The sequence below is a fragment of the Solirubrobacter pauli genome (assembly GCF_003633755.1).
GTDB lineage: Bacteria > Actinomycetota > Thermoleophilia > Solirubrobacterales > Solirubrobacteraceae > Solirubrobacter > Solirubrobacter pauli.
In genome coordinates, this window is sequence record NZ_RBIL01000001.1 from 1,700,502 (window position 1) to 1,723,980 (window position 23,479).

The 23,479-nt window shown below is 73.3% G+C and carries 25 protein-coding genes and 1 tRNA gene; 13 read left to right on the plus strand and 13 right to left on the minus strand.

Annotation, left to right across the window (positions count from 1 at the left end):
- The first annotated feature begins 2 nt into the window (after positions 1–2).
- On the plus strand, positions 3–1,373 hold the full coding sequence (locus tag C8N24_RS07945; RefSeq protein WP_170178925.1) for an O-antigen ligase family protein: 1,371 nt from the start codon (positions 3–5) through the stop codon (positions 1,371–1,373).
- Here the strand turns inward: C8N24_RS07945 and C8N24_RS07950 are convergent.
- Complete coding sequence (locus C8N24_RS07950; RefSeq protein ID WP_170178926.1) at positions 1,349–2,452, minus strand: glycosyltransferase; 1,104 nt, start codon at positions 2,450–2,452, stop codon at positions 1,349–1,351. The genes C8N24_RS07945 and C8N24_RS07950 overlap by 25 nt on opposite strands.
- Before the next feature lie 40 nt (positions 2,453–2,492).
- Between C8N24_RS07950 and C8N24_RS07955 the strand changes: the two genes are divergently transcribed.
- From C8N24_RS07955 to C8N24_RS07965, 3 genes are read left to right on the plus strand one after another with little or no spacing between them, the layout of a single operon-like run.
- Positions 2,493–3,467, plus strand: a complete 975-nt coding sequence (locus C8N24_RS07955) for a glycosyltransferase (protein WP_170178927.1) — start codon at positions 2,493–2,495, stop codon at positions 3,465–3,467.
- Positions 3,464–4,531 (plus strand): glycosyltransferase family 4 protein, encoded by a 1,068-nt coding sequence (locus C8N24_RS33760; RefSeq protein WP_170178928.1) that lies wholly within the window; start codon positions 3,464–3,466, stop codon positions 4,529–4,531. The genes C8N24_RS07955 and C8N24_RS33760 overlap by 4 nt, the downstream gene beginning before the upstream one ends.
- A gap of 11 nt (positions 4,532–4,542) precedes the next feature.
- Positions 4,543–5,487: a glycosyltransferase family 2 protein gene (locus C8N24_RS07965; protein ID WP_170178929.1), complete on the plus strand. Its 945-nt coding sequence runs from the start codon at positions 4,543–4,545 to the stop codon at positions 5,485–5,487.
- Here the strand turns inward: C8N24_RS07965 and C8N24_RS07970 are convergent.
- Positions 5,484–6,908, minus strand: coding sequence for a flippase (locus C8N24_RS07970; RefSeq protein ID WP_170178930.1), 1,425 nt, complete (start codon positions 6,906–6,908; stop codon positions 5,484–5,486). The genes C8N24_RS07965 and C8N24_RS07970 overlap by 4 nt on opposite strands.
- Before the next feature lie 56 nt (positions 6,909–6,964).
- On the opposite strand from C8N24_RS07970, the gene C8N24_RS07975 reads away from it, so the two are divergent.
- Positions 6,965–7,708 (plus strand): sugar phosphate nucleotidyltransferase, encoded by a 744-nt coding sequence (locus tag C8N24_RS07975; RefSeq protein WP_211339878.1) that lies wholly within the window; start codon positions 6,965–6,967, stop codon positions 7,706–7,708.
- On the opposite strand, the gene C8N24_RS07980 is transcribed toward C8N24_RS07975, so the two are convergent.
- From C8N24_RS07980 to C8N24_RS07990, 3 genes are read right to left on the minus strand one after another with little or no spacing between them, the layout of a single operon-like run.
- Positions 7,690–8,565 carry an FkbM family methyltransferase gene (locus C8N24_RS07980; RefSeq protein ID WP_121249546.1) on the minus strand — a complete coding sequence of 292 codons (876 nt, stop codon included), beginning with the start codon at positions 8,563–8,565 and terminating at the stop codon, positions 7,690–7,692. The two genes, C8N24_RS07975 and C8N24_RS07980, sit on opposite strands and share 19 nt — an antisense overlap.
- Complete coding sequence (locus tag C8N24_RS07985; protein WP_121249547.1) at positions 8,562–9,692, minus strand: DegT/DnrJ/EryC1/StrS family aminotransferase; 1,131 nt, start codon at positions 9,690–9,692, stop codon at positions 8,562–8,564. Before C8N24_RS07985 ends, C8N24_RS07980 begins: the two co-directional genes overlap by 4 nt.
- Complete coding sequence (locus C8N24_RS07990) at positions 9,689–10,837, minus strand: DegT/DnrJ/EryC1/StrS family aminotransferase (RefSeq protein WP_121249548.1); 1,149 nt, start codon at positions 10,835–10,837, stop codon at positions 9,689–9,691. The genes C8N24_RS07985 and C8N24_RS07990 overlap by 4 nt, the downstream gene beginning before the upstream one ends.
- Between C8N24_RS07990 and C8N24_RS07995 the strand changes: the two genes are divergently transcribed.
- Complete coding sequence (locus tag C8N24_RS07995) at positions 10,818–11,627, plus strand: tyrosine-protein phosphatase (RefSeq protein ID WP_121249549.1); 810 nt, start codon at positions 10,818–10,820, stop codon at positions 11,625–11,627. The two genes, C8N24_RS07990 and C8N24_RS07995, sit on opposite strands and share 20 nt — an antisense overlap.
- Here C8N24_RS07995 and C8N24_RS08000 read toward each other — a convergent pair.
- Complete coding sequence (locus C8N24_RS08000) at positions 11,624–12,598, minus strand: NAD-dependent epimerase/dehydratase family protein (protein ID WP_121249550.1); 975 nt, start codon at positions 12,596–12,598, stop codon at positions 11,624–11,626. The two genes, C8N24_RS07995 and C8N24_RS08000, sit on opposite strands and share 4 nt — an antisense overlap.
- A 105-nt stretch (positions 12,599–12,703) precedes the next feature.
- Here C8N24_RS08000 and C8N24_RS08005 point away from each other — a divergent pair, with 105 nt between their 5' ends.
- Positions 12,704–14,191, plus strand: coding sequence for a putative glycoside hydrolase (locus C8N24_RS08005; RefSeq protein WP_170178931.1), 1,488 nt, complete (start codon positions 12,704–12,706; stop codon positions 14,189–14,191).
- Here the strand turns inward: C8N24_RS08005 and C8N24_RS08010 are convergent.
- The 4 genes from C8N24_RS08010 to C8N24_RS08025 form a co-directional block, all read right to left on the minus strand.
- Positions 14,176–14,667 (minus strand): universal stress protein, encoded by a 492-nt coding sequence (locus C8N24_RS08010; RefSeq protein WP_121249552.1) that lies wholly within the window; start codon positions 14,665–14,667, stop codon positions 14,176–14,178. The two genes, C8N24_RS08005 and C8N24_RS08010, sit on opposite strands and share 16 nt — an antisense overlap.
- Positions 14,664–16,235, minus strand: coding sequence for an MDR family MFS transporter (locus C8N24_RS08015; protein ID WP_121249553.1), 1,572 nt, complete (start codon positions 16,233–16,235; stop codon positions 14,664–14,666). Before C8N24_RS08015 ends, C8N24_RS08010 begins: the two co-directional genes overlap by 4 nt.
- Positions 16,232–16,684, minus strand: a complete 453-nt coding sequence (locus tag C8N24_RS08020) for a MarR family winged helix-turn-helix transcriptional regulator (RefSeq protein WP_121249554.1) — start codon at positions 16,682–16,684, stop codon at positions 16,232–16,234. The genes C8N24_RS08015 and C8N24_RS08020 overlap by 4 nt, the downstream gene beginning before the upstream one ends.
- A gap of 80 nt (positions 16,685–16,764) precedes the next feature.
- The gene (locus C8N24_RS08025) at positions 16,765–17,406 is read right to left on the minus strand and encodes an HAD family hydrolase (RefSeq protein ID WP_211339880.1); all 642 of its coding nucleotides are present in this window, start codon (positions 17,404–17,406) and stop codon (positions 16,765–16,767) included.
- A gap of 62 nt (positions 17,407–17,468) precedes the next feature.
- Here C8N24_RS08025 and C8N24_RS08030 point away from each other — a divergent pair, with 62 nt between their 5' ends.
- Complete coding sequence (locus C8N24_RS08030; protein WP_121249556.1) at positions 17,469–18,002, plus strand: ArsR/SmtB family transcription factor; 534 nt, start codon at positions 17,469–17,471, stop codon at positions 18,000–18,002.
- A complete protein-coding gene (locus C8N24_RS08035; protein ID WP_147447693.1) occupies positions 17,999–18,595 on the plus strand; it encodes an SRPBCC family protein in 597 nt (198 codons plus the stop codon). The genes C8N24_RS08030 and C8N24_RS08035 overlap by 4 nt, the downstream gene beginning before the upstream one ends.
- Here C8N24_RS08035 and C8N24_RS08040 read toward each other — a convergent pair.
- A complete protein-coding gene (locus C8N24_RS08040) occupies positions 18,592–19,698 on the minus strand; it encodes a serine hydrolase domain-containing protein (protein WP_121249558.1) in 1,107 nt (368 codons plus the stop codon). The genes C8N24_RS08035 and C8N24_RS08040 overlap by 4 nt on opposite strands.
- A gap of 112 nt (positions 19,699–19,810) precedes the next feature.
- On the opposite strand from C8N24_RS08040, the gene C8N24_RS08045 reads away from it, so the two are divergent.
- The 4 genes from C8N24_RS08045 to C8N24_RS08060 all read left to right on the plus strand — a co-directional run bounded on the left by C8N24_RS08045 (position 19,811) and on the right by C8N24_RS08060 (position 22,282).
- Positions 19,811–20,842, plus strand: coding sequence for a histidine kinase (locus C8N24_RS08045; protein ID WP_121249559.1), 1,032 nt, complete (start codon positions 19,811–19,813; stop codon positions 20,840–20,842).
- On the plus strand, positions 20,827–21,492 hold the full coding sequence (locus C8N24_RS08050) for a LuxR C-terminal-related transcriptional regulator (protein WP_121249560.1): 666 nt from the start codon (positions 20,827–20,829) through the stop codon (positions 21,490–21,492). The genes C8N24_RS08045 and C8N24_RS08050 overlap by 16 nt, the downstream gene beginning before the upstream one ends.
- Positions 21,473–22,177, plus strand: coding sequence for a suppressor of fused domain protein (locus C8N24_RS08055; RefSeq protein WP_170178932.1), 705 nt, complete (start codon positions 21,473–21,475; stop codon positions 22,175–22,177). The genes C8N24_RS08050 and C8N24_RS08055 overlap by 20 nt, the downstream gene beginning before the upstream one ends.
- 31 nt (positions 22,178–22,208) lie before the next feature.
- Positions 22,209–22,282 (plus strand) — tRNA-Val (locus C8N24_RS08060).
- A gap of 107 nt (positions 22,283–22,389) precedes the next feature.
- Here the strand turns inward: C8N24_RS08060 and C8N24_RS08065 are convergent.
- Together C8N24_RS08065 and C8N24_RS08070 are read right to left on the minus strand one after the other, a co-directional pair.
- Complete coding sequence (locus C8N24_RS08065; protein WP_121249562.1) at positions 22,390–22,632, minus strand: hypothetical protein; 243 nt, start codon at positions 22,630–22,632, stop codon at positions 22,390–22,392.
- A gap of 129 nt (positions 22,633–22,761) precedes the next feature.
- The gene (locus tag C8N24_RS08070) at positions 22,762–23,475 is read right to left on the minus strand and encodes a TrmH family RNA methyltransferase (RefSeq protein WP_211339881.1); all 714 of its coding nucleotides are present in this window, start codon (positions 23,473–23,475) and stop codon (positions 22,762–22,764) included.
- Between the last annotated feature and the right edge of the window lie 4 nt (positions 23,476–23,479).

Consider the following 23,479-nt stretch of genomic DNA (forward strand, 5'->3'; position numbering starts at 1 on the left):
GCGTGACCGTCGGCGCTCGCGTCCTGCTCCTCGGCGCCATCGCCGCATGCTGCTTCGCCGCCGCGGCGCAGGTGCTCGTGATGGCCCAGCTCGGGGCGAGCGCCGGGTTCGTGCTGCCGATCGCGGTCGTCGTCGGCGTGGCGGTCGTGCGCCGGCCGGTGATCGGCGTGCAGCTCGCCGTGCTGGCCGTGCCGCTCGAGTACTTCTCGATCAAGCTCGGCGCGTTCGGTGGCCTGAGCGTCTCGGAGCTGCTGCTGCTGCTGACCGCCGCCGCCGTGCTGCTCGAGTGGGCGGTGTCCGGCCACGTGCCGGCGGTGCCGCCCGCGCTGCGCGCGCTCCTGCTGATCTGCGTCGTGATCGCGTTCGGCTTCACGATCGCGCGCGACACCGTGATCGTCACGAAGGTGCTGCTGATGTGGAGCGCGTTCACGATCGTCGGCGTCCAGCTCGCCGCGTCGCCCGTCGAGGACGTGCGGCGGACGATGATCTGCATGGCCCTCGCCGGCGGGCTCGTCTCGCTGATCGCGATCGCGACCGGCGGGACCCAGACGCTCGTGGGCGGCGGCGAGATCGTCACCAACCGCGCGCAGGGCAGCTTCGCCCAGCCGAACGTGCTCGGCTTCTTCCTGGTCATGACGATCCCGATCGCGATCGTGCTCGCCACCCAGGGGCCGCTGTGGCTGCGGGGCGTGATGACCGCCGCGGCCGCGGCCAGCGTCATGGGCGTGATGCTGTCGCTCTCGCGCACGAGCCTGCTCGGCACGGCGCTGGGCTTCGTCGTGCTGCTGCTGTGGCCGCCGTTCCGCAAGCTGGCGTTCGCCGCGCTCGCGGTGCTCGTGGTGTTCTCGCTCGTGAACGCGAAGGCGCTGTCGCAGTCGCACCAGATCGAGGTCGTGACGTCGCGGCTGGGCACGCTCGGCCAGGCGAGCACCGTGTCCGACGACCCGCGGCTGGAGATCTACCGCACCGTGCCGGGCGTGTTCGCCGAGCATCCGTGGCTGGGCGTCGGCGAGGGCAACTTCTCGCTGATCTCGCGCGAGTACGGGCTGCGCGACCTGGACGGGATGCCGTTCGACCATGCGCACAACGTCGTGCTGACGTTCGCGGCCGAGCTCGGCGCTCCCGGGCTGCTCGCGCTGGGCTGGCTCTTCTTCGCGGTCGGGCGGCTGGTGGTCGGCGCGGCGCGCACGCGCGGGGACCCGGTGGTCGGCGCGCTCGGGCTGGCGTTGAGCGCGGCGATGGTCGGCAACGTCCTGACCAGCCTCGGCGACTATCCGCCGCGCACGAACGTGATCGCGGCGATGTTCATCGCGCAGGTCGGGCTCCTGGCGGCGCTCCAGCGGCGCGCTCAGGCGCCCATGCGCTCGGCGTAGACGGCTTCGAGCTCGTCCACCATGCGGGCGAGCGAGAAGTGCTCGTCGGCGCGGGCGCGGGCGCGCCGGCCCATCGCGCGCAGCGCCTCCGGATCACCCGCGAGCGCCACGATGGCCGCAGCCAGCGCGTCCGCGTCGCCGGGCGGGACGAGCCGGCCGGTCACGCCGTCGGCAACGGCCTCTTCGACGCCGCCGACGTCGGTGGCGATCACCGGCAGCCCGCACGCCATCGCCTCGAGGATCGCCAGCGGCAGCGACTCCCACAGCGAGGGCAGGACGAGCAGGTCGAAGCCGAGCAGGTGGCGCTCGACGGGCGGCACGAACGGCAGCTGCACGACGCGGTCCTGCAGGCCGCGCGCGGCGATCGCCTCGCGCACCTCGGCTTCCAGCTCGCCGCTGCCGACGATCGCGACCGTGCCGGGGAACGGCTGCCGCGCCGCGGCCTCGACCAGCCGCAACGGGTCCTTCTGCGGCTCGAGCCGGGCGAGGAAGCCGATCACGGGCTTGGGCAGCGCGGTCAGGCGCGGGTCCGGCTCGGTCGGGTGCGCCGCCGGGACGCCGTTCTGGACCACCCTGAGGACGCGGTGCGCCCCGACGAGCCGGCTCCGGCTCTCCCGCGCTTCCCAGCGCGAGCAGGCGACGAGCGCGCCGGTACGCGGCAGCAGCGCCTGCTCGACGGCCCAGTAGGCGGCGCGCAGCGGGCCGAGGCCGGCGAGGAAGGCGAAGCAGTGCGGCGTGTAGACGATCCGGCGCCGGTCCGGAAGGGCGGCGCGGACGAGCGCGCCCGCCTTCGAGGAGTGCGCGTGGATGACGTCGTAGCGGTGGGCCTTGTCGAGTGCCCGCAGGCGCGCGGCCGCCTTCAGGTCACCCACGCCGGCGACGGGGGTCATCGGCAGCGCGTGCACGCGGGCGCCGGCCGCTTCGAGGCGCGCGCGCTGCGCCGAACCGGGTCCCGCGGCGTCCGAGGCGGCGACCTCGACCTCCCACCCACGCGCCGTGAGCTCGGTGGCGACGTGGATGACGTGCTGGGGCGCACCGCCGTCCGGGGGCTCGAGGACATGCAGGATGCGCCGGCTCAAGTCCGGACAGGCTAGTCGGGGCGCTGCCAAGATGTGCGCGATGCACGGCGGGATATCGGTGGTCGTGACCGTCTGGAACGACCGCGAGGGGCTCGCGGCGCTGCTCGACGCGCTCGCCGCGCAGGAGCGGGTGCCCGACGAGGTCGTGGTCGTCGACGCGGGCTCCACGGACGGGACGGACGCGATGCTCGCGGCGCGGCCCGAGCCGGTCACGGTCGTGGCCGCGCCGGGGGCGAACATCTCGGCCGGCCGCAACGTCGGCATCCGCGCCGCGCGCTTCGAGCGGATCGCGTGCACGGACGCGGGCTGCACGCCGCGGCCGGGCTGGCTGGCCGCGCTGGACGCCGCCCTGACCGGCGAGGTCGAGTTCGTCGCGGGCGTCTACCGCGTCGTCGGCGAGACACCGTTCGAGCGCTGCCTGGCGACGGCTCTCTACCCGTCGCCGGAGGAGATCGGCGTCGACGACCCGGTCGTCAAGGTCGCCCACAAGCTGTTCGGGCGCTCGTTCGACGTCGAGCACGCGACGGGCCGCTCGATGGCCTTCACGCGCCGCGCCTGGGAGCTCGCCGGCGGCTTCCCCGAGCACCTCTTCGCGGGCGAGGACGTGGCCTTCAGCGCCGCCGCGGCCGCTGCCGTGCCCAGCGCGCTCGTGCCCGCCGCCGAGGTCACCTGGCGCCCGCGCCCGACCTGGATCGCGAACGCCCGCATGTACGCCGTCTACGCCCGCGGCGACGTCCGCCAGGGCAGCCCGAACCGCCACCTCGCCCGCGCCGGCGCGTACCTCGGCGGCGCCGCGGCGATGCTCCGCGGCGGCCCGGCGGTCCGCGCGCTCGCGCTGGCGGGCGCGGCCGCCTACCTCGGCCTGCCGGCCCGTCGCGCCCGCGCGGACGGCCTCCCGCCCGCCGACTGGTGGCGCCTCCCGCTCGTGGTCGCGATGAAGGACCTCTCGCAGGTCACCGGCGCCGTCCAGGGCCTGGCCGACGCCGCGGCGGGCCGGCCGCAACCCCGCCCGTGACCGGCCTGCGCGTCCTCTTCGTCGCCTCCTCGGGCGAGCTCGGCGGGGCCGAGCTCGCGCTCGCCACGTACGCCGCGCATCTTCCCGCGGGCGTGTCGGCCGGGGCGCTCGTGCTCTCTTCCGGGCCGTTGGCGGGGCAGCTGCGAGAGCGGCTCGACCGGCCCGTCGCGACCGCGCACTTCGACGGGCGGCCGTCCGCGCGGGCCGCGGTCGCGTTCACGCGCGGGCTCGTGCGGCATCTGCGGGTGGCGCGGCCGGACGTGGTGCTCGCCAGCGGGATCAAGGCGGCCGTGCTCGCCGCGCCCGCGTGCCGGCTGGCGGGGGTGCCGCTCGTGTGGCACAAGGTCGACCTCTCGTACGACGCGTGGCTCGCCCGGCCGCTGGCCGCGCTGACCGCCGGCGTGATCCCCGTGAGCGAGCTCGCCGGCGCCGCCGTGCCGGCCGGCAAGCGCCTGCCGGTCGTGGCGCCCCCGGTCCGGCTCGATCCCGCGTTCCGCGTGGGCCCCGAGCGACCGCCCGCGACGCTCGGCTCGATCGGCCGGCTCGTGCCCTACAAGGGGCACGCGCTCGTGATCGAGGCGGCGGCGCGGCTGAACGCGCGCGTGGTGATCGCCGGCGGCGACGTGGTCAGCGCTCCCGGCCACCGCGAGGCGCTGCGCACCCTTGCGGCCGAGCGCGGCGTCGAAGCCGAGATCATCGAGCACACGGCGAGCGTGGAAGCGGTGCTCGAGCGGCTGACCGTCCTGGTCGGCGCGACCTACGTCGACGAGCAGGGCTTCGGGCTCGAGGGCTTCGGGCTCGCGCTGGCCGAGGGCAGCTGGGCGGGCCTGCCGGTGGTCGGCACGTCGGCGGCCGCGATCGTCGACGGCGTCACCGGGCGGGTCGTCCCGCCTCGCGACGTTGACGCGCTCACCCACGCGATCGCCGCGTACCTGGAGGACCCCGCGGCCGCCCGCGCCGCCGGGCAGCGCGGCGCCGAGTGGGCCCGCGCCACCCTCCGCCCGGAAGCGCTCGCGGCCGACCTGGTCTTCAGTCTCGGCGCGGCGCGGCGGCGCAGCGCATAGCCTTGAGCGCAGTGCCCCTCCCGGTCAGCGCCGTCATCCTCTCGTTCAACCGGCGCGACCGGCTCGTCCGCGTGCTCGACGAGCTCGAGCGCCAGGACCTCGTCGACGAGGTGCTCGTCGTCGATGCCTCCACCGACGGCAGCGACCAGGCCGTGCTCGAGCACCCAGGCCGCGCCCGCCTGCTCACGCCTGGCGACCTCGGCGCCGCGGGCCGCAACTTCGGCGCCCAAGAGGCCCGCAACGAGTACGTCCTCATGCTCGACGACGACTCGTACCCGCTGCCCGGCGCGGTCGAGCGCCTGGTCGCCGCGATGGACGCCAACCCGCGGCTCGCCGTCGCCAGCGGCCTCGTGCGTGACGTCGACGAGGACGTGATCGTCCAGTCCACGGAGCTGGGCTCGTTCGACTGGTGGCTGCGCCGCGGCCGCGAAGGCGAACCCGCCGAGGGCTTCGACACCTACTTCTTCGCCGAGGGCGGCTGCCTGATCCGCCGCACGCCGTTCCTGGCGGCCGGCGGCTTCTTCGGCCCGTACTTCTTCACGCTCTCCGAGGTCGACGTGACCATGCGCCTGGCCGCCGACGGGTGGGAGACGCGCTACTTCCCGGACGCGCTGATCAACCACCTGCGCCCGCTGATCTACAAGCGCCCCTCCTCACGCACGATCCGCCTGCGCACGCGCAACAACCAGTGGCACCTGTGGCTGCGCTACCCGCCCGCCATGGCCATCCCGCGGATGCTCTTCCACGGCGCGTTCGACCTGCTCGAAGCGCTCTACCGCGGCCTCCCGAAGGCGTGGCTGGAAGGCATCACCGAGGCCTGGAAGCTCCGCAAGACCGTCGCGCCCTACCGCGCGCCGATCGATCCGGACATCCTCCGCCGCGTCGAGGACAAGCGCACCCGCCAGCACGTCGAGCTGATCGTCGGCTCGGTGCGCCGGCGGCTGACCAAGCGTTAGCCGCGCCGCACCATCGCGACGAGCGTGCGCAGGTCCTGCGGGTACAGCCAGCGCTCCACCGCCAGCAGCACGACCACGTAGGCGATCGGCGCCACCACCAGCGCCGGGACGGTCGGCCCGAGCGCCAGCGCCACCAGCGCGATCGCGACGCAGCCCGCGAGCGGCCCGCTCAGCACGCGCCGCGCCGACAGCCGGCCCGCGACGCGCATCGCGTAGCCCATGAAGGCGATCGCGAGCAGCAGCTCCGACAGCGACGTCACCAGCGCCGCCCCGCGGAACGACCACGCCGGGATCAGCACCAGGTTGAGCACGACGTTGAGCACGAGCACGCCCGCGGTGATCTGCGGGAGGATCCGCTGGCGTCCCTGGGCGATCAGCACGAACGCGCCGAAGTAGCCCACGCCGTACAGCGCGGCGGCCCCGCCCAGCAGCCGCACGGCGGCGACGGCGTCCGCGTAGTCGGGCCCGTAGACCACGTCGACGATCGGCTCGGCCAGCACCGCGAACGCCGTCCCGATCGGCGCCAGCGCGCACAGGATCAGCTTCAGCCCGGTCTCCACCAGGTCCCGCAGCGGCGGCGCGCTCGTCCGCGAGGCGCGCGAGAGCGCCGGCAGGAGCGCGGCGGTCATCCCGTAGGCGACGAACAGCGGGCTCTCCAGCAGCCGGTACGCGGCGCCGTAGAAGCCGACCGCGGCGTCGTCCTTGATCAGCGACAGCAGCACGGTGTCGACGCGGAACAGCGCCGTGTTGAGCAGCACCGTCAGCCCGATCGTGAAGGTCATCTTGACCAGCCCGAGCGCCCGCGCCGCCGACGGCGACGGCGCGGGCCGGACGCCGATCGCCGCAAGCCGCACCATCACCAGCGCCGTGGCGGCCAGCGCGCACGCGAGGTAGATCGCCGCGACCACGACGATCCCGGCGCCCGCGAGCAGCGCGACGATGCCGATGATCCCGATCGACGCGCGCTCGAGCATCGTCGCGGCGGCCGGCCAGCGCAGGTCGTCGAGCCCCTGGAAGGTCGCGTTGAAGATGTTCATGTAGAGCTCGACGAGCGCACCCAGGGCGAGGAACGCGACCGTCAGCTGCACCTCGCCGGAGTAGCCCGCGACGACCGCGAACACCACCGCCGCGACGCACCCGGCCACGCCGAACGCCGACTTGGCCACGAGCGCGTCGGTCATCAGCCGCGGCGCGGTCTTCGGGTCGCGTGCGATCGTGCGCGCCATCCACTCGTCGATCCCGAAGCCGGCGAACACCGTCGTCAGCTGCGCGAGCGACAGCGCGAACGTATACGCACCAAAGCCCTGCTCGCCCAGCACGCGCGCCATCACGACGTAGAATCCGAGCGATGCCAGCTTGCCCAGCACTTGGGCGGCGCTGACGGCCAGCGCGTTGCGAGCGATCGTGCGAGCGCCGGTCACGGAAGACGCCATCCTGAACGACGTGCCCGACGACCCCCACACCAGGAAGTAGTGTGATGAAGCGCGCGGTGGTCCTCGCGGGCGGCGAAGGCGTGCGCCTGCGCCCGTACACGGCGGTGATCCCGAAGCCGCTGATGCCGGTCAAGGACCGGCCGGTCCTGGACATCGTCCTGCGCCAGCTGTGCCGCGCGGGGATCGAGCACGTGACGATCGCGACCGGCTACCTGGCCGAGCTGATCGAGGCCTTCTGCGGCGACGGCAGCGCGTACGGCATGCGGATCGACTACTTCCGCGAGCGCGAGCCGCTCGGCACGGTCGGCGCGCTGCGGCTGATCGACGGCCTCAACGACTCGTTCCTGGTGATGAACGGGGACATCCTCACCGACATGTCCTACGAGGCGCTGATGGCCGACCACGTGCAGTCCGGCGCCGCCTCGACGATCGCGACGACGAGCCGCACGATCGAGGTCTCGCTCGGCGTCATGCACTTCCAGGACGTCCGCGACGACGGGCGCGTCACCGACTACACGGAGAAGCCGACCCTCTACTACGAGGCGTCGATGGGCATCTACACCTTCCATCCGCGCGTCCTCGAGCACATCGAGCCGGGCGTCCGGCTGGACTTCCCGGACCTGATCCTGCGGCTCATCAAGGCCGGCGAAGCGGTGCGCGCGTTCCGCCCGGACGCCTACTGGCTGGACCTGGGCCGCCACGACGACTACGAACGCGCCATGCAGGAGTTCGAGAGCGTCCGGCACCGGCTGCTGGGCGACGAGGCGGGTCAGCCCGCCGAGCGCTGACCGCGGACGAAGTCGATCCGGCGCGGGTCGCGGGCCGCGTCGAAGCCGAGCGCGGTGAGGTCGCGCACGCAGTCCTCGATCGTGTAGTCGTGGTGCACCTGCAGGGCGATCTCGTCGACGCGGTCGGCCCAGTGCGGCGTGGCGGGGACGAGCAGCTTCGCCTCCACGCCCTCGACGTCCATCTTGAGGAAGTCGATCCGCTCGTCCGCGGGCACGTGAGAGAGGATCGTCGCCATCGAGAACGCGGGCGCGGTCGCCTCGCCGCCCGCGTCGACGAAGAAGCCGAACTCCTGCCCGTGCTCGGCCACGTAGGTGATCTCGCCGTCCTCGACCCAGGCGGCGCCGTGCATCAGCTGCACGCGGTCGGCCCAGCGCGCGGTGTTGCGACGGGCCAGCTCGACGTTGCCCGCGTCCAGCTCCACGGCCACGATCCGCGCGTTCGGGTGCCGCAGCGCGTTGTCGGCGACCGTGATCCCGATGTTCGCGCCGATGTCGACGATGGTCCGCGCGCGGGCGGTGCGCTCCGGGCGGTGCACGTTGTCGCGGAACGTCTCGCGCAGCATCTGCGCGTCGCTCGTCCCCGGCCGCAGCTCCACCGCGTGCCCGCCCAGCGGCTTGACCCGCACGCGCTCGGTGGCGCCGTGCGCGTGGCCGCCGCGGCGGTCCGCGCGCCGGTACGCGCGGTAGCTCTCCAGGTCGGAGGCGAGCAGGGTCGCGAAGCGCCAGCGCTGCCACTCGACGTACACGGCCCGCACGGCGGCGTCGACGTGCCGCAGCCGGCGCGCGCCGGCGACGCGGTACAGGTGACGCAGCCGGTCGCTCGCGCCGCCCGTCCGGCGCTCGTACTCGTCGCTCATGCCGCGGCGCGCACCGCTTCGCCGACGGCGTCCAGCTGCGCGTCGGTGGTGAGGGCGGAGAGCGGGAGCGCGAGGTGCCGGTCGGCGGCCGCCTCGGCGGCCGGCAGCGTGCCGTAGCCGGCGAACGACGCGTACTCGGTCAGCGAGTGCAGGACCGGGTAGCGCGTCGTCTGGATGCCGCGCTCGGCCAGGACGTCACGGGCCTTCGCGCGCGCCTCGCCGTCGGCGAACAGCACCGCGAACGCGAAGTGCGAGCCGGCCTCGACCGCCGCCTCGTCCCACACGAGCGTGACGCCCGGCGCGTCCGCGAGCCGCTCGCGGTAGCCGCGCACCGCGGCGCGCCGATGCTCGATCTCCGCGTGCAGCCGCCCGAGCCGCGCCCGCCCGAACGCCGCGCGCAGCTCGTCCATCCGGTAGTTGAAGCCGAAGCCGACGACGTCGTAGGACTCCTGGCGCCCCGTGTGCCGGTCCCAGGTGCCGGACGTCATCGCGTGCGAGCGCAGGGACCGCACGGATGCGTCCAGCGCCGCGTCGCGCGTGAGCACCATGCCGCCCTCGCCCACCGAGAGCTGCTTCTTCGAGAAGAAGGACAGGCAGCCGAGCGTGCCCGCCGTGCCCGCGAGCGCGTCACCGTCGACGCGCGCGCCGATCGCCTGCGCGGCGTCCTCGATGATCGCGATGCCACGCGGCTCGCAGACCGCCCGCAGACCGGCGATGTCGGCCGGGTAGCCCCAGAAGTGCACGGCGATCACGGCCTTCGTGCGCGGCGTGATGCGCCGCTCCACGTCGGCCGGGTCGAGGTTCGGGCGCTCGGGGGAGACGACGTCGGCGAGCACCGGCGTCGCACCGCAGTAGCGCACGCAGCCCGCGCTGGCGAGGAACGTGAACGCCGGGACGATCACCTCGTCGCCCGGGCCGAGGTCGAGCGCGCGGCAGGCGAGGTGCAGCGCGGCCGTCCCGCTCGACACGGCGGCGGCGTGCGGCACGTCGTGCCACTCGACCATCGCCGCCTCGAAGGCGCCGGTCCGCGGCCCCATGGTCAGCCAGCCCGACTCGAGGCACTCGCGCGCGGCCGCGAGGTCGTCCTCGGTCACGACGACGTCGGTGAGCGGGATCTGCCAGCTCACACGGTGTCCTCGAGCGCGGCCACCACGCGCTCCAGCGCGGCGTCGTCCATCGCCATGTGCAGCGGGATCGTGATCTCCGCGCGGGCCGCGTGCTCGGTGTGCGGCAGCGACGGCACGCCGAAGCGCTCCCGATAGGCGGTGAACTCGTGGACGGCCGGATAGAAGATCGACGTCTGGACGCCGTGCTTGGAGCGCAGCGCGAGGCGGATCTCGTCGCGGCGCGCATGGTCGCGCACGAGCACCGGCATCACGTAGCAGCTGGAGTGCTCGACGTCCTCGTCCGCGTACGGGACGATCAGCCCCTCGTGCCCGGCGAGCGCGGCGCGGTAGGCGCGGGTGAGCTCGCGCCGGCGCGCGATCTCCGCGTCGAGCCGCTTGAAGCGCGAGAGCAGCAGCGCGGCGCGCGGCTCGTCCAGCCGGTAGTTGAAGCCGAGGCCCTGCGCGTCGTAGGTGATCGTCTCGCCGGTGTGGCGGCTCCACGTGCCCGACGTCATGCCGTGGCTCCGGCGCGAGCGGGCGAGCGCGGCGACCGCTTCGTCGTCCGTGGCGACGAGGCCGCCCTCACCGCAGGCGAGCACCTTGTTGGAGAAGAACGAGAACGCGCCCGCGAGCCCGAACGAGCCGACCGCACGGCCGTCCACGTACGCCTGCGGGGCGTGCGCGACGTCCTCGATCAGCGCGACCCCGTGCGCGTCGCAGAGCGCGCGCAGCTCCTGCACCCGCGCCGGGTAGCCGGCGAAGTGCACGACGCAGACGGCCTTGGTCCGAGGCGTGATCATCCGCTCGACGGACGCGGGGTCCAAGTCCAGCCGGTGCGGGCCGACGACGTCGGCGAAGACGGGCGTCGCGCCGCAGTAGACGACCGCCGCGGCGGTGGCCGCGAAGGTGAGCGCGGGCACGATCACCTCGTCGCCCGGGCCGACGCCCGCGGCGAGGTAGGCGAGGTGCAGCGCGGCGGTGCAGGACGACACGGCGACCGCGTGCTCGACGCCGAGGTGCTCGGCGAACGTGCGCTCGAACTCGGCCGTCAACGGGCCCATCGTCAGCCAGCCGGAGCGCAGCACGTCCAGCACGGCTTCGATGTCCTCTTCCGATAGCTCCAGGTCGAAGAGCGGGATCTCCGGGGTGCGTTCGGTAGCGTCCATCTGCGTTCCCGATGGTGACAGAGCACTGATCGACCTACACGCCCACCTGCTGCCCGGGCTCGACGACGGACCGGCCGACGACGCCGGATCGCTCGCCCTCGCGGAGCACGTCGCCGCCACGGGCACGCGGACGATCGTCGCGACCCCGCATCTGCGGCAGGACTTCCCGGACGTCCGGGTGCCGGAGCTGCCCGGCCGCGTCGCCGCGCTCCAGGCCCTGCTGCGCGACCGTGGCGTGGACCTCGAGGTGCTCGTCGGTGGCGAGGTCGACACGGTCTGGGCCCAGCACCAGTCCGACGAGACGCTGCGCGCCGTCTCTTACGGCGGGCGCGGCACCGACCTGCTCGTCGAGACGCCCTACGGCGAGCTGCCGCCCGTCCTGGAGGAGCTGCTGTTCCGGATCCGCACGCGCGGCTTCCGCGTCCTGCTCGCCCACCCGGAGCGCAACCCGAGCTTCCAGCGTGACCCCGAGCGGCTCGGCCGGATCGTGGACGGCGGCGTCCTCGTCCAGGTGACGGCCTCGTCGCTGACCGCGGGCAAGCGGTCGCGCTCCTGCGCGCTCGCGCACGCGTTGATCGCCGAGGGCCGCGCGCACGTGATCGCCGGTGATCTGCACTCGGTCGGCGGCCGCGCCGGGCTCGCGGAGGCGCTGGAGACGACCGACCACCCGCGGGCGCGCTGGATGGTCACCGACGCGCCGGCGGCGATCCTCGCGGGCGAGCCGCTGCCGCCCGCGCCGAGCGCCGCCGCCCCGAAGCGACGGCGCTGGAACCTCAAGCGCGAGCGCTAGTCGATGTTGCGGTAGACGCGGCTGTCGGAGTCGGCGAAGCGGCCCGCGTCGAGCGCGGCGATCAGCTCCGCGATGCCCTCCGGGACCGTGCGGGTGACCTTGTAGTCCAGGCGGTCGGCGATCTTCTGGAAGCTGACCTTGTAGTCGCGCGGGTCCTCGTCGCGGCGGACGAAGCTGACCTCGCCCTTGTCGGTCTGGCGGCGGATCTCCTCGACGAGGTCGAGCTTGCGGTAGTTCTCGCGCGTGTCGCCGACGTTGAAGACCTCGCCGGCGACCACGTCGACCGGCGCCTCGAGGACGGTCCGGATGCCCCGCGCGGCGTCGCGCACGTGCACGTACGGGCGCCAGAACTGCTCGCCGAAGACCTCGAGCTTGCGGTCGTCCCAGAGGTCCCGCGTGAACTCGTTGACGGTGAGGTCGAAGCGCATCCGCGGCGCGACGCCGTAGACGGTGGCGAAGCGCAGGCAGCTGACCGCGAACGGGGCCGGGTCCAGCGCGAGCAGGTGCTGCTCGACCGCGACCTTCTGCTCGGCGTACAGCGACACCGGGGCGAGCACGCCGGTCTCGTCGATCGGCGTCGTCGGGTCGGCCATGCGGCCGTAGTTCGAGCACGTGCTGGCCATCACGAAGCGCTCGACGCCCGCTTCGCCCGCCTCGGCCGCGAGCGCCAGCGACGCGTCGACGTTGACCTCCTGCGCGAGCTGCGGGTCGCGCGCGCAGGCCGGGTCGCCGACGATCGCCGCCAGGTGCACGACCGCGTCCGCGCCCTGCAGCGCGTGCCCGCGGGCGACCGGGTCGCGGACGTCACCCTCGACGAGCGTGACGCCGCGTGCGCGCAGCTCATCCGCGCGGTCGTCCTGGCCGTGCAGCAGCCGGTCGAGGACCGTCACCTCGCGTCCAGCCTGGAGCAGCTCGTCGCACAGCTCCATCCCGATGTAGCCGGCGCCGCCGGTGACCAAGGTCCGTGCCATGGCGCACAGCGTAGGGCTCGGCGCGCCCGCGTCCTTCAGGCATGGCCTCCGGATGCCGAAAACCAGGGTGTACCGCCGTCCCGAAGGATCTCCCCCATGCCGTGCATGTCCCGGGGTCTGCTGACCGCTGCCCTCACCGCCATCCTGATGTCGTGCTCCACCGCCGCGGCCGACGCCGCGACACCGCGCCTGGCGCGCGGGACGGCGGACACGAGCCCGATGCTGACGTCCTGGGGCGCCGGCGCGTGGGCGCACCTGCCCGCCTACGGGCTGAGCGCCGGGGAGCTCGCCGCCCACCCGGAGTGGCAGCTCAAAGACGCGACGAACGCTCCGCTGCTCGTCAACGGACGCGCGGCCGCCGACTTCGGCAACGCGGACTTCCGCGCGTGGTGGATCGCCAAGGCGCAGGCCGCGCTGGGCGCCGGCCATCGCGGCGTGTTCATCGACGACGCCTTCATGGAGCGCCGCACGACGAACGCCGGCGGGACGTCCCGCACGCCGATCGACCCGCGCACCGGCGCCGCCATGACCGAGGCCGGCTGGCAGCGGTACATGGCCGACTTCCTCGTCGCCGTGCGCGCCGCCCTGCCCGCCGACGCGGACATCGTGCACGAGGTGCTCTGGTACAAGGGCGACGCGAACGCCGACGTCCTGCGCGCGCTGAAGGCCGCGACGTACCTGTCGGTCGACGGCGGCTTCAACGGGTCGCTCGTCACCTACGGCGGGGGCACCTACGGCTTCCAGACGCTCGCCGGCTGGATCGAGCGCGCACAGGCGCGCGGCACCGGCGTCATCCTCGACTTCTCGACCACCGCGCCCGCGGCCCGCGTGTACGGGCTCGCGAGCTACTGGCTCGTCAACACCGGCCTGTCGGCGATCGCCAACGATGCATCGACCGCTCCCCTGTGGTCGGGCTACACGGTCGATCTCGGCACGCCGAACACCGGCCGCTACCAGGTGGCCACGGGCGCGTGGCGCCGCGACTTCACGCGCGGGATCGTGCTCGTGAACGAGCCGTACCGCTCCACGCGCACGCTGACGGTCCCCGCCGGCTACCAGGACCTCGACGGCGTCGCCCGCACGACCGTGACGCTCGCCGGCGGCCAGGGCGCCGTGCTCGTCCCGGCCCCGGTCCCGGTCTCCACGCCGACCCCGACGCCGACCCCGGTCGCGCCCACCGACGGCGGCCCGGGCGTGTCCACGGCACCCGTCCCCCCGGTGGCGACCGCCCCGCCGTCGGCGCCGACGAAGATCACCACCATCACGACGGGCGGCGACGGCGCGCGCATCGCCCGCGCCGGCGGCACCGCCGGCGCGAAGCCCCCGGGCAGCACGCGCGTGTCCGTGCGCGGGTCGCGCACGCGGCTGACCGGCCGGGTCCGCGGCGCGGTCGCGGGCTACGTGCGTGTGACGATCGAGCGCAAGCGCGGGCCCAAGTGGGCCGTCGTGCGGCGCGTGAAGGTCTCGGTGAAGCGCACGGGGCGCTTCACCAAGGACATCCCGACGCTGCCGGGCGGCAGCTACCGCGTGAGCGGCTACTTCGAGGGGACCGGCACGTCGAAGCCGGCCCGTTCGGGCTACTCGACGTTCTGAGCCGCGCCGTGCGCGACGAAGACGGCGGTCTTCGCGTGGTGCATGACGTAGCTCGACACGCTGCCGAGCATCGATCCGACGCGCCCGACGCCGCGGGCGCCGAGGATGATCGCGTCGTAGTCGCCCTCTGAGGCGGCCTTGACGATCTCGCAGCCCGGCTTGCCACGGCGGTAGATCGTGTGCACCGGGATGTCCTCAGGCATCCGCTTCAGCGTCGCCTTCAGCCGCTTGGTCGCGTCCTCGTCGACCGCGTTCTGGTCGAGCGCGCCGGCGAGCGGCATCGACCAGGCCGCGGGTCCGGCGGCGACGTCGGGGCCGACGGTGATCAGGGTGATGCTGGCGTTGTCGCGGTGCGCGGCGGTGATCGCCGCGGACAGGGCGAGGTCAGCATGCTCGGAGCCGTCGACGGCGACGAGGATGCGGTGGAGCTTGAGCTCGCCGAGGACCTCGGTCCGCTCAGGGTCGGCGACGCTCATGAGGCCGCTCCTTGGTGGTTCGTGGTGGCGCCCTGCTCGCGGGCGATGTCGATGCCGCTCTTGCCGCCGAGCGGCACCTCACGCATCAGCGCGACCGCGGCGAGGGCGATCAGCCCGAGCGGCGCCGCGGTGAGGAAGATCTCGCCCACGCCCGTGCCGTAGGCGTGCTCGATGATGTGGGCGACCGGCGCGGGCAGCGTGGACACGTCCGGCACGGTGTCGGCGCTGCCGGTGGCCTTGATGCCGGCGTCGGCGAGGCCGCTGGTGATGTCCGTGCGCGCGTGGTGGGCGAGCAGCGCGCCGAGGACGCTCACGCCGATCGCGCCGCCGAGGCTACGGAAGAAGGCGACGAGCGACGAGCCCGCGCCGATGTCCTCGAAGCGCACCGTGTTCTGCACGACCAGCACGAGGTTCTGCATCAGCATGCCGACCCCCGCGCCCATGATCGCCATGAAGACGCCGAGCTCGAACAGGTTCGTGGTCTCGTCGAGCGTGCCCATCAGGCCGAGGCCCACCGTCAGCATGACGGCGCCGGTGAGCAGGAACTTCTTGTAGTGGCCGGTCTGCGTCACGAGGCGGCCGACGATGGTCGAGGCGAGGAACAAGCCGGTGACCATCGGGATCGTCAGCAGGCCGGACTCGGTCGGCGACTTGCCCCGCGCGACCTGCATGTACTGGCTGAGGAAGACCGTGGTGCCGAACATCGCGATGCCGACGGCGATCGAGGCGATGACGGCGAGCACGACGCTGCGGTCCTTGAACAGGCGCAGCGGGATCAGCGGCTCCTTCGAGCGGCTCATCGAGACGACGGCGCCGACGAGGAGCACGACACCCGCGGCGACGAGCACGGCGGTCTGCCAGCTCAGCCAGTCGTACTGCTGGCCGGCGAGCGAGACCCAGATCAGCAGCGACGAGACGCCACCGGCGATCAGCGTCGCGCCCACGTAGTCGATCTTCGCCTCCCGGCGCCGGCGCGGCAGGTGCAGCGTCTTCTGCAGGAGCACGAAGGCGGCGATCGCGAACGGGACGCCGATGTAGAAGCAGTAGCGCCAGCCGAGCCCGTCGGTGACGACGCCGCCGATCAGCGGGCCGGCGACGGTGCCGACGCCGAACACCGCGCCGAGGTAGCCGGCGTAGCGGCCGCGCTCACGCGGGGAGACGAGGTCGGAGAGGATCACCTGGACGAGCGCGGTGAGGCCACCGACGCCGATGCCCTGCACGACGCGGCAGGCGATCAGGAAGCCGGTGGACTCGCTCAGCCCCGCGAGGATCGAGCCGAGCGTGTAGAGGACGAGACCGGTCTGGACGAGCAGCTTGCGGTCGAACAGGTCGGCGAGCTTGCCCCAGATCGGCGTGGTGACGGTGAGCGCCAGCAGCGTGCTCGTGACCACCCACGTGTAGCTCGACTGCGACCCGCCGAGGTCACCGATGATCTGCGGCAGCGCCGTCGAGACGATCGTGCTCGAGAGGATCGCGACGAACATCGCGAGCAGCAGGCCGGAGAGCGCCTCGAGCACTTCCCGGTGGGACATCTGGGTTGAGGCTGGCGCCTCGGCGGCGACGGTCATGCGGCGTCCTTCTGAAGTGGGAGCGATGCCACGGCGGCGAAGTCCTCGCGCAGGCGCTCGAGCTGGGCGGCGAGGCCGGTGACGTCCTGCGCGGACCACTGCTCCAGCGCGGTCTCGGCCGTGCTGACCATCCGGCGGTGCGAGTCGGTCAGCACGCGCATGCCCGCGGGTGTGAGGTGGATGCGGCTCGCGCGGCGGTCGTCCGGGTCGGGCTCGCGCTCGACGTAGCCGGCGAGCGCGAGCGCCGCGACCTGGCGGCTGGCCACCGACAGGTCGACGCTGAGCTGCTCGGCGACCGCGCTGACGCGCACGGGGCCCTCGCGGTGGACGACCGCGAGGGCGGCGAAGCCCTGGCCGCCGAGCTCCGCGAGCGCGTCGCGGGCGATGGCGCGCTGCACGCGGCCGAGGCGGTAGAGGGCGATCACGAGGTCTTCGACGGGTTCTGGCATCAGGAAGATAGTTGCGTTCTGCAAGCAACTATATCGCTGTGCCGAAACGTGTCTGTGCCGCGCATCACGCGCCCCTGCGGCTACGTGGGGATGATGCGGAGGATGTCCGCGAGGCCGCGGACGATGTGCGTGGCGCCGGCGGCGAGCAGCGCCCGCGGGTCGCCGTCACGGTCGATCCCGATCCGGATCGGCACGCCGTACTCGGCACCGAGGCGCATGTCGGCGGGGCTGTCGCCCACCGTGATCGCTCGGTGGGTCCAGCGCGGGTCCGGCGTCGCCGCGTTCATCTGCTCGTAGTGCGCGCGGCCCTTGCGACACGTCTCCGTCGACCCGAGCACGACCTCGAACGCGTCCCAGCCCTCGTTCTCGAGGATCCGACGGGCGCGCTCGGGCGGCGAGCCGGTGCTGAGCGCGAGCGTGCAGCCGCGGGCGGCGAGCGCGTCGAGCGTCGCGTGCGCGTCGGCGTAAGGCACGGTCGGCACCTCGCCGTTGAGCTCGTCGAGGCGGGCGAGGAAGCGGGTGGTGGCCGCTTGGGCCGCGTCGGGGCCCAGGCCGAGGCACTCGAAGATGTCCTGCGCGGGGCGACCGGGGAGCGTGTCGAGCGTGCGCGTCATCAGCGCCTCGTCGATCCCGCGCTCGCGCGCGACGCAGGCAAACGCTTCCCGCACGGCGTTCGAATGCACGAGCGTGTCGTCGAGATCGAAGATCACGATCCGGTCCATCTCTTCTGTCATCGGCACGCCATTTGACAAATTCACTTTCCTAAACGAGGATAGACCCCCATATGGGGGCGGTCGACGTCGTGTCGGCACCGCTGGCGCCGCTGCGGCGCGCGGTGCTCGAAGGTCTGCGGGACGGGCCGGCTTCGGCGACGGAGCTGGCGGCGCGGCTCGGCGAGTCGCGCCAGCGCGTCAACTACCACGTGCGCGCGCTCGAGCGCGACGGGTTGGTGGAGCTGTTCGAGGAGCGGGCACGCCGCGGCTGCACCGAGCGGGTCGTGCGCGCCACGTGCCACGCCGTGCTCGTGGAGCCGTCGGTGGTGGGCGTGCTTCCCGAGGAGCAGGACCGCTTCGCGGCCGACACGTTGCTCGCCGGCGGCGCGCGGCTCGTCCGCGACGTCGCGGCGGCGCGGACCGCGGCGGCCGAGCGCGGTCAGCGCCTGCTGACGTTCGCGATCGAGGCCGAGGTCGGCTTCACGCGGCCCGCCGACCTGGAGCGCTTCGCCGACGCCCTGGCCGACCGCGTCGCGGAGCTGGCCGCCGAGCTCGGTCCCGGAGAGAGGACGTACCGCGTGTTGATCGGAGGCCACCCGGCGTGAGCATGGACAAGCCGTTCCAGATCGAGGTGACGGTCGACGCGCCGCGCGACGTCGTCTGGCGCGAGCTCACGGAGCCCGATCGGATCAAGCACTGGTTCGGGTGGGACTACGACGGGCTCGAGGGCGAGATCCGGTTCATCTTCGTAGAGCACGCGGAGCCGCACCCGCCCGATCGGATCGAGATGGGCATGCAGCAGACGATCGAGCTGGTCGAGGCCGGTCCCGAGCGGACGGTCATCCGGATCACGAAGCCCGGCGACCTCGACGCGCTCGAGTGGAAGGACGTCTACGGCGACATCGAGGAGGGCTGGATCGCGTTCTTCCAGCAGCTCCGCCACCGGCTCGCGGTCGCCCCGGACGCGCCGCGCCGGACGATCCTGCGGGAGGGCCCGGCGCGCCTGGTCGACCTGCCGGGGACGCCCTGGCACGCGTCCCGCTTCCAGCGCGGGTTCGACCACGAGGGGACGCTCGCGGTGCTGGGCGTCAAGCCCGGCGGCGAGGGCCGGCTCGTGGTCACGACCTACGGCCTCGACGACGACGCGTACGCCGCCGCCGAGGCGTATTGGGACGAGGTCTGGGAGCGCGTCCGCTAGTCGCAGAGGGCGCCGTCGACGATGTCCTGGACCCGGGCGAGCTGCGCGTCGGTGCGCGGCAGCTCCGTCACGGCGACGGTCGCGGCGCGGCCCGCGTCGGTGGCGGCGTTGGTGGTCCAGTAGCCGGTGATCGTGCCGCCGTGTCCCCAGGCGAGGCCGCCGCAGGACAGGGGCGTGCTGGTCAGGCCGAGGCCGTAGCGCACGCCCTTGCCCAGCTCGTCCGCCGGGACCGTCGTGCGCATCTCGCGCAGCAGGTTCGCCGGGAGCAGGCGGCCCTTGAGCAGCGCGACGAAGAAGCGGTTGATCTCGCTCGGCGTGGAGACCATCTGGCCCGCGGCCCAGCCGAACGACGGGTCCTGCTCGCTCACGTCGACCAGCGGGAGCGCCACGTCGTCGTGGTGGTAGCCGTGGGGGTGCGGCCCGCGCAGGCGCTCCTCCCCCACGCCCGGGAAGTACGTGCGGCGCAGGTTCAGCGGCTTGATGACGCGCTGCGTGATCTGCTCGCCGATCGGGCGGTGCGTGACCCGCTCGACGATCAGCCCGAGCACCAGGTAGTTCGTGTTGCTGTAGTTGAAGCCCTCGCCGGGCGCGTGGAGCGCCTTCTGCTCGAGCCCGAGGTCGAGCAGCGTGCGCGGCTCGGCGTACCAGTGCTGGTAGGGCAGCAGGCCTTCGGCGAGGAAGTTCGTGTAGTTCGGCAGGCCGCTCGTGTGGTTGAGCAGCTGGCGGACCGTGATCGCGCGCCCGTCGATCCCGTCACCGCGGACGAGGCTCGGCAGGTAGCGCTCGACCGGCGCGTCGAGCTCGAGCTTGCCCTCCTGGACGAGCTGGAGGACGACGACCGCGGTGAACGTCTTCGTGTTGCTGCCGATCCGCACCTCGCCGTCGACCGGAACGGGCTCGCGGGTCTTCAGGTCGCCGACGCCGGCGGTGAAGTTGCGGACCTTGCCGCGGGCGTTGCCGACCGAGGCGAGCGCCGCGGGGTAGGCGTCCTGCTTGACGAGGGCGCGCAGCTCGGCCTGGGTGTCGGCGGCGTGGGCGGGAGCGGCGGTGATGGCCAGCGCGCCACCGGCGAGGGCGGCGCCAAGGGCATGACGGATGCTCATGCCGCTGCAAGGTCGTCAGGTTTGGCGTAGGCGTCGACGGCGCAGAAACCTGTCTGCACACAGGTGCTGGCACCTCTTCCCCCGCTGACTCGTGTCTCCTAGCTTCGTCTTGATGCGCCCCTACGTCGTCCTCTTCCGCGCCGGCTGGAGCGCCGCGGTCGGGCTCGTGGTGCTGCTCGGCGGGCCGCGCCGGTGGCGTCACCGCGCGGCGGTCGCCGGGTTCCCCGACGCGGCCTCCTGGCGGGCGGGCGCGTGGCTGGCGACGCCGCTCGGGTTGCTGCTCGCGATCTTCTGGCTCGACCTCGTGCTGGCGGGGCTGATGGGGGTGCTGATGCCGGCGCTGTGGGCGCTCGAGGGCGACGGCGAGCTCTGGTACCAGTGGGTCGTGGTCGACGACCTCGCGGGCGCGTTCTTCGCCGTGCCGGTAGGGGTGCTGATGGTGTGGCTCGCGGTGCGCCTCGCGGGCCCGCTGGTAGCGGCCGAGCGGTGGCGGACGCGATGGCTGCTCGGCCCGACCGCGGGTGAGCGGATCGAGTGGCTGACCGCCACGCGCTCACAGGCGCTGGACGCGTCAGCGGTCGAGCTGCGCCGGATCGAGCGCGACCTGCACGACGGCGCGCAGGCGCAGCTCGTCGCCCTCTCCCTGCAGCTCGGCATGGCCGAGGACCTGTTCGACCGCGATCCCACGGCCGCGCGCGGGCTCCTGGTGGAGGCGCGCGCCGGCGCCGAGACGACGATGGCGGAGCTGCGCGCGCTCGTCCGCGGCATCCACCCGCCGCTGCTGGCCGAGCGCGGCCTCGCGGGCGCGCTGGAGGCGCTGGCGCTGCGCAGCGGCGTCGAGTGCCGTGTGGCGCTCACCCGCCGGCTGCCCGCGCCGGTCGAGTCCGCGCTGTACTTCACGGCCGTGGAGCTCGTGGCCAACGCCGTCCGGCACAGCGGGGCGTCGAGGATCGAGGTGCGGCTGGACGACGGCGTCGTGCTACGCGTCGTCGACGACGGCCGCGGCGGCGCCGATCCCGGCGGCGGCAGCGGCTTGCGCGGCCTGCGCCGCCGGCTCGCCCCGTTCGACGGGGTGCTGACCGTGTCGAGCCCGATCGGCGGCGGAACCGTCGCGACCGTGGAGCTGCCGTGCGCGTCGTCCTAGCCGAGGACCTCAGCCTGCTGCGCGACGGGCTCGAGCGCATGTTCGGCGCCTACGGCTTCGAGGTGATCGCGTCGCTCGAGGACGGCGAAGGACTGGCGGAGCGGCTGATCGAGCTGCGGCCGGACGTCGCGGTGGTCGACGTGCGGCTCCCGCCCACCTTCACCGACGAGGGCCTGCGCGCGGCGATCGAGGCCCGCCGCGCGGTGCCCGGCCTGCCGGTGCTGATCCTGTCCCAGTACGTCGAGCCGCTGTACGCCACCGAGCTGCTGTCGGACCGCTCCGGTGGCGTCGGCTACCTGCTCAAGTCACGTGTGGGCGACGTGCGCGAGTTCGTCGACGCCGTCCGGCGCGTCGCCGACGGCGGCACCGCGCTCGACCCGGACGTCGTCGCGCAGCTGCTGCACCCGCGCGGCGGGATCGACCAGCTCACGCCGCGCGAGCGCGAGGTGCTGGCCGTGATGGCCGAGGGACGGTCGAACGCCGCCATCGCCGAGCGCCTCGTGATCACCGAGAAGTCGGTCAGCAACCACATCAACTCGATCTTCGCGAAGCTCGACCTGCCGCCATCCGACGAGGACCATCGCCGCGTGCTGGCAGTCCTCACCCACCTCGACGGGCATCATGGACCCCATGGGACTCTTCGACCGTAAGCGCCGCAAGGAGCAAGAGGACAAGGAGCCGCTGGACACGGCTCCCGTCGTCGCCGAGATCATCAAGGGGATCGACGCGCACCTCGACCTGATCGACGCGGTCGAGCACCACATCAAGCGCCACTTCGGCGAGCCGGCCGGAGTCCTGCGCTCCAACCACCCCGACGACATCGCCATGTTCGTGATGCCGCCGACCGAGGATCGCCCGCGCTTCACGATCATCACCTCGGGCATGAGCCGGATGCCGATGCAGGGCGCGCCCTCGAACTACACGCGCGCCGAGCTCGTCATCGCGCTGCCCCCGGACTGGAAGCTCGGCCAGGACGACCTCGGGGACGAGCGCAACTGGTGGCCGCTGCGTCTGCTGCAGAACCTGTCCCACATGCCGCAGGCGAACGGCGGCTGGCTGGGCTTCGGGCACACCATCCCGCACGGCTCTCCGCCCCAGCACTACGCGGACGACACGACCTTCTGCGGCGCGCTGCTGTTCCCGCCCGTCTGGACGCCGTCCGGCTTCAACACGCTCCAGGCCGGCGACGAGACCGTCCAGTTCATCGGCGTCTACACGCTGCACGGCGACGAGCTCCAGTTCGCGCAGGAGGAAGACGGCCAGGCGATGTTCGCCCGCTTCGCGGAGCACCAGGTGAGCGAGCTGGTCGACCTGCAGCGGCCGAGCGTGGTGTGACCCGCGGTCGCTAGACTTGCTCGTCGCTTGCGGGCGATTAGCTCAGTTGGTTAGAGCGCACGCTTCACACGCGTGAGGTCACTGGTTCGAGTCCAGTATCGCCCACTTGGTCGAAGGCCCGCCCCGGCGGGCCTTTCTTCACCTTCACCACGGCGACGAGCGCGGACGCGGCGAAGCGCCACCCGCGGTGAAGGGTCACGATCGTGCCTTCCTTACTGGAGGTGGTAGCGGCCGTTGCTGTCGCGCTTCGTGCAGCTCAACCCGTACTTGCGGTAGTCCCGCATCGCCTGCGACGACCGCGAGCAGTACTGGCCGCGAGCGATGCACTTGGACTCGCCGGCGATCTTCGCCCGGGTGCACGAGGCCTGAGCGATGGGGTCAGCGGCTGCTCGCGCCTGCGAGGCAGCGGGAATCAGAGCCGTCGCGGTGACGACGGCGACGACGAAGCGACGCATGAGTCTCCTCTCCAGAACGTTGCCCCGACCCTAAGGGTACGCGCGTCGTTCTGTACTAGCCAACCGCTCAGGCTTTACGTCTCAAACTGCGTCGCCGCCGCGATCGGTCATCCGCGCGACAGTCGCCCACTACCGCGCCGCGCCCAGGTAGAGCACCGCCGACACCGCCGTGGCGAGGTTCAGCGAGGACACACCCGGGCGCATCGGCAGCGCCACGCGCGCGTCGGCCACGGCCAGGAGCTCGTCGGTGAGGCCGTCGCGCTCCGTGCCGAAGGCGAGCAGCGCGCGTGGCGGGATCACGCCCGGGCCGACGACGGTCCCCTCCGGGTCGAGCGCGATCAGTGGCCGGTCGCCCGTCCGCACCACGCGTGAGCGCGCGACGGGCAGCGCGAAGTGCAGGCCGGCGGACCCGCGCAGCGCGTCGGCGTGCCACGGGTCCTGCGTGCCGGTGGTGATCACGCCCGCCGCGCCCGCGGCCGCCGCCACCCGCACGACGGCACCGAGGTTCCCGAGGTGCCGCGGGGCCTCGAGCAGGACCACCGGCTCGGGGCCCGGCAGCGCGAGGATGCCGTCCGGGTCGGGTTGGCGCGGGCGCCGCGCGAGGGCGACGACCTGCGCGCGCGGCACGACGGCGGCCAGCGCGCTCAGGTCCACGACGGTCGGTGAGAGCACGACGTCGGGCGCGAGCCGCGCCGACAGCGCCGCGAGCTCGTCGGCGTCGGCCGTCCACAGCCCGAGCAGCTCGGCCCCGAAGCGCACCGCGTGCTTGACGGCGTGGAAGCCCTCGAGCACCACCAGCCCAGGGTCGCGCCGCGCGCGCTGCACATCACCGAGTTCGAGCACGCGC

Bases quoted from the DNA above. Each gene is read 5' to 3' on its own strand.
- C8N24_RS07955 (WP_170178927.1), top strand. From the start codon at position 2,493: ATGCACGGCGGGATATCGGTGGTCGTGACCGTCTGGAACGACCGCGAG.
- C8N24_RS08065 (WP_121249562.1), bottom strand. From the start codon at position 22,632: ATGCGTCGCTTCGTCGTCGCCGTCGTCACCGCGACGGCTCTGATTCCC.
- C8N24_RS08040 (WP_121249558.1), bottom strand. From the start codon at position 19,698: ATGAGCATCCGTCATGCCCTTGGCGCCGCCCTCGCCGGTGGCGCGCTG.
- C8N24_RS07975 (WP_211339878.1), top strand. From the start codon at position 6,965: ATGAAGCGCGCGGTGGTCCTCGCGGGCGGCGAAGGCGTGCGCCTGCGC.
- C8N24_RS07980 (WP_121249546.1), bottom strand. From the start codon at position 8,565: ATGAGCGACGAGTACGAGCGCCGGACGGGCGGCGCGAGCGACCGGCTG.
- C8N24_RS08045 (WP_121249559.1), top strand. From the start codon at position 19,811: ATGCGCCCCTACGTCGTCCTCTTCCGCGCCGGCTGGAGCGCCGCGGTC.
- C8N24_RS08025 (WP_211339880.1), bottom strand. From the start codon at position 17,406: ATGGACCGGATCGTGATCTTCGATCTCGACGACACGCTCGTGCATTCG.
- C8N24_RS08015 (WP_121249553.1), bottom strand. From the start codon at position 16,235: ATGACCGTCGCCGCCGAGGCGCCAGCCTCAACCCAGATGTCCCACCGG.
- C8N24_RS07990 (WP_121249548.1), bottom strand. From the start codon at position 10,837: ATGGACGCTACCGAACGCACCCCGGAGATCCCGCTCTTCGACCTGGAG.
- C8N24_RS08005 (WP_170178931.1), top strand. From the start codon at position 12,704: ATGTCCCGGGGTCTGCTGACCGCTGCCCTCACCGCCATCCTGATGTCG.
- C8N24_RS08020 (WP_121249554.1), bottom strand. From the start codon at position 16,684: ATGCCAGAACCCGTCGAAGACCTCGTGATCGCCCTCTACCGCCTCGGC.
- C8N24_RS08030 (WP_121249556.1), top strand. From the start codon at position 17,469: ATGGGGGCGGTCGACGTCGTGTCGGCACCGCTGGCGCCGCTGCGGCGC.
- C8N24_RS08055 (WP_170178932.1), top strand. From the start codon at position 21,473: ATGGGACTCTTCGACCGTAAGCGCCGCAAGGAGCAAGAGGACAAGGAG.
- C8N24_RS08010 (WP_121249552.1), bottom strand. From the start codon at position 14,667: ATGAGCGTCGCCGACCCTGAGCGGACCGAGGTCCTCGGCGAGCTCAAG.
- C8N24_RS08000 (WP_121249550.1), bottom strand. From the start codon at position 12,598: ATGGCACGGACCTTGGTCACCGGCGGCGCCGGCTACATCGGGATGGAG.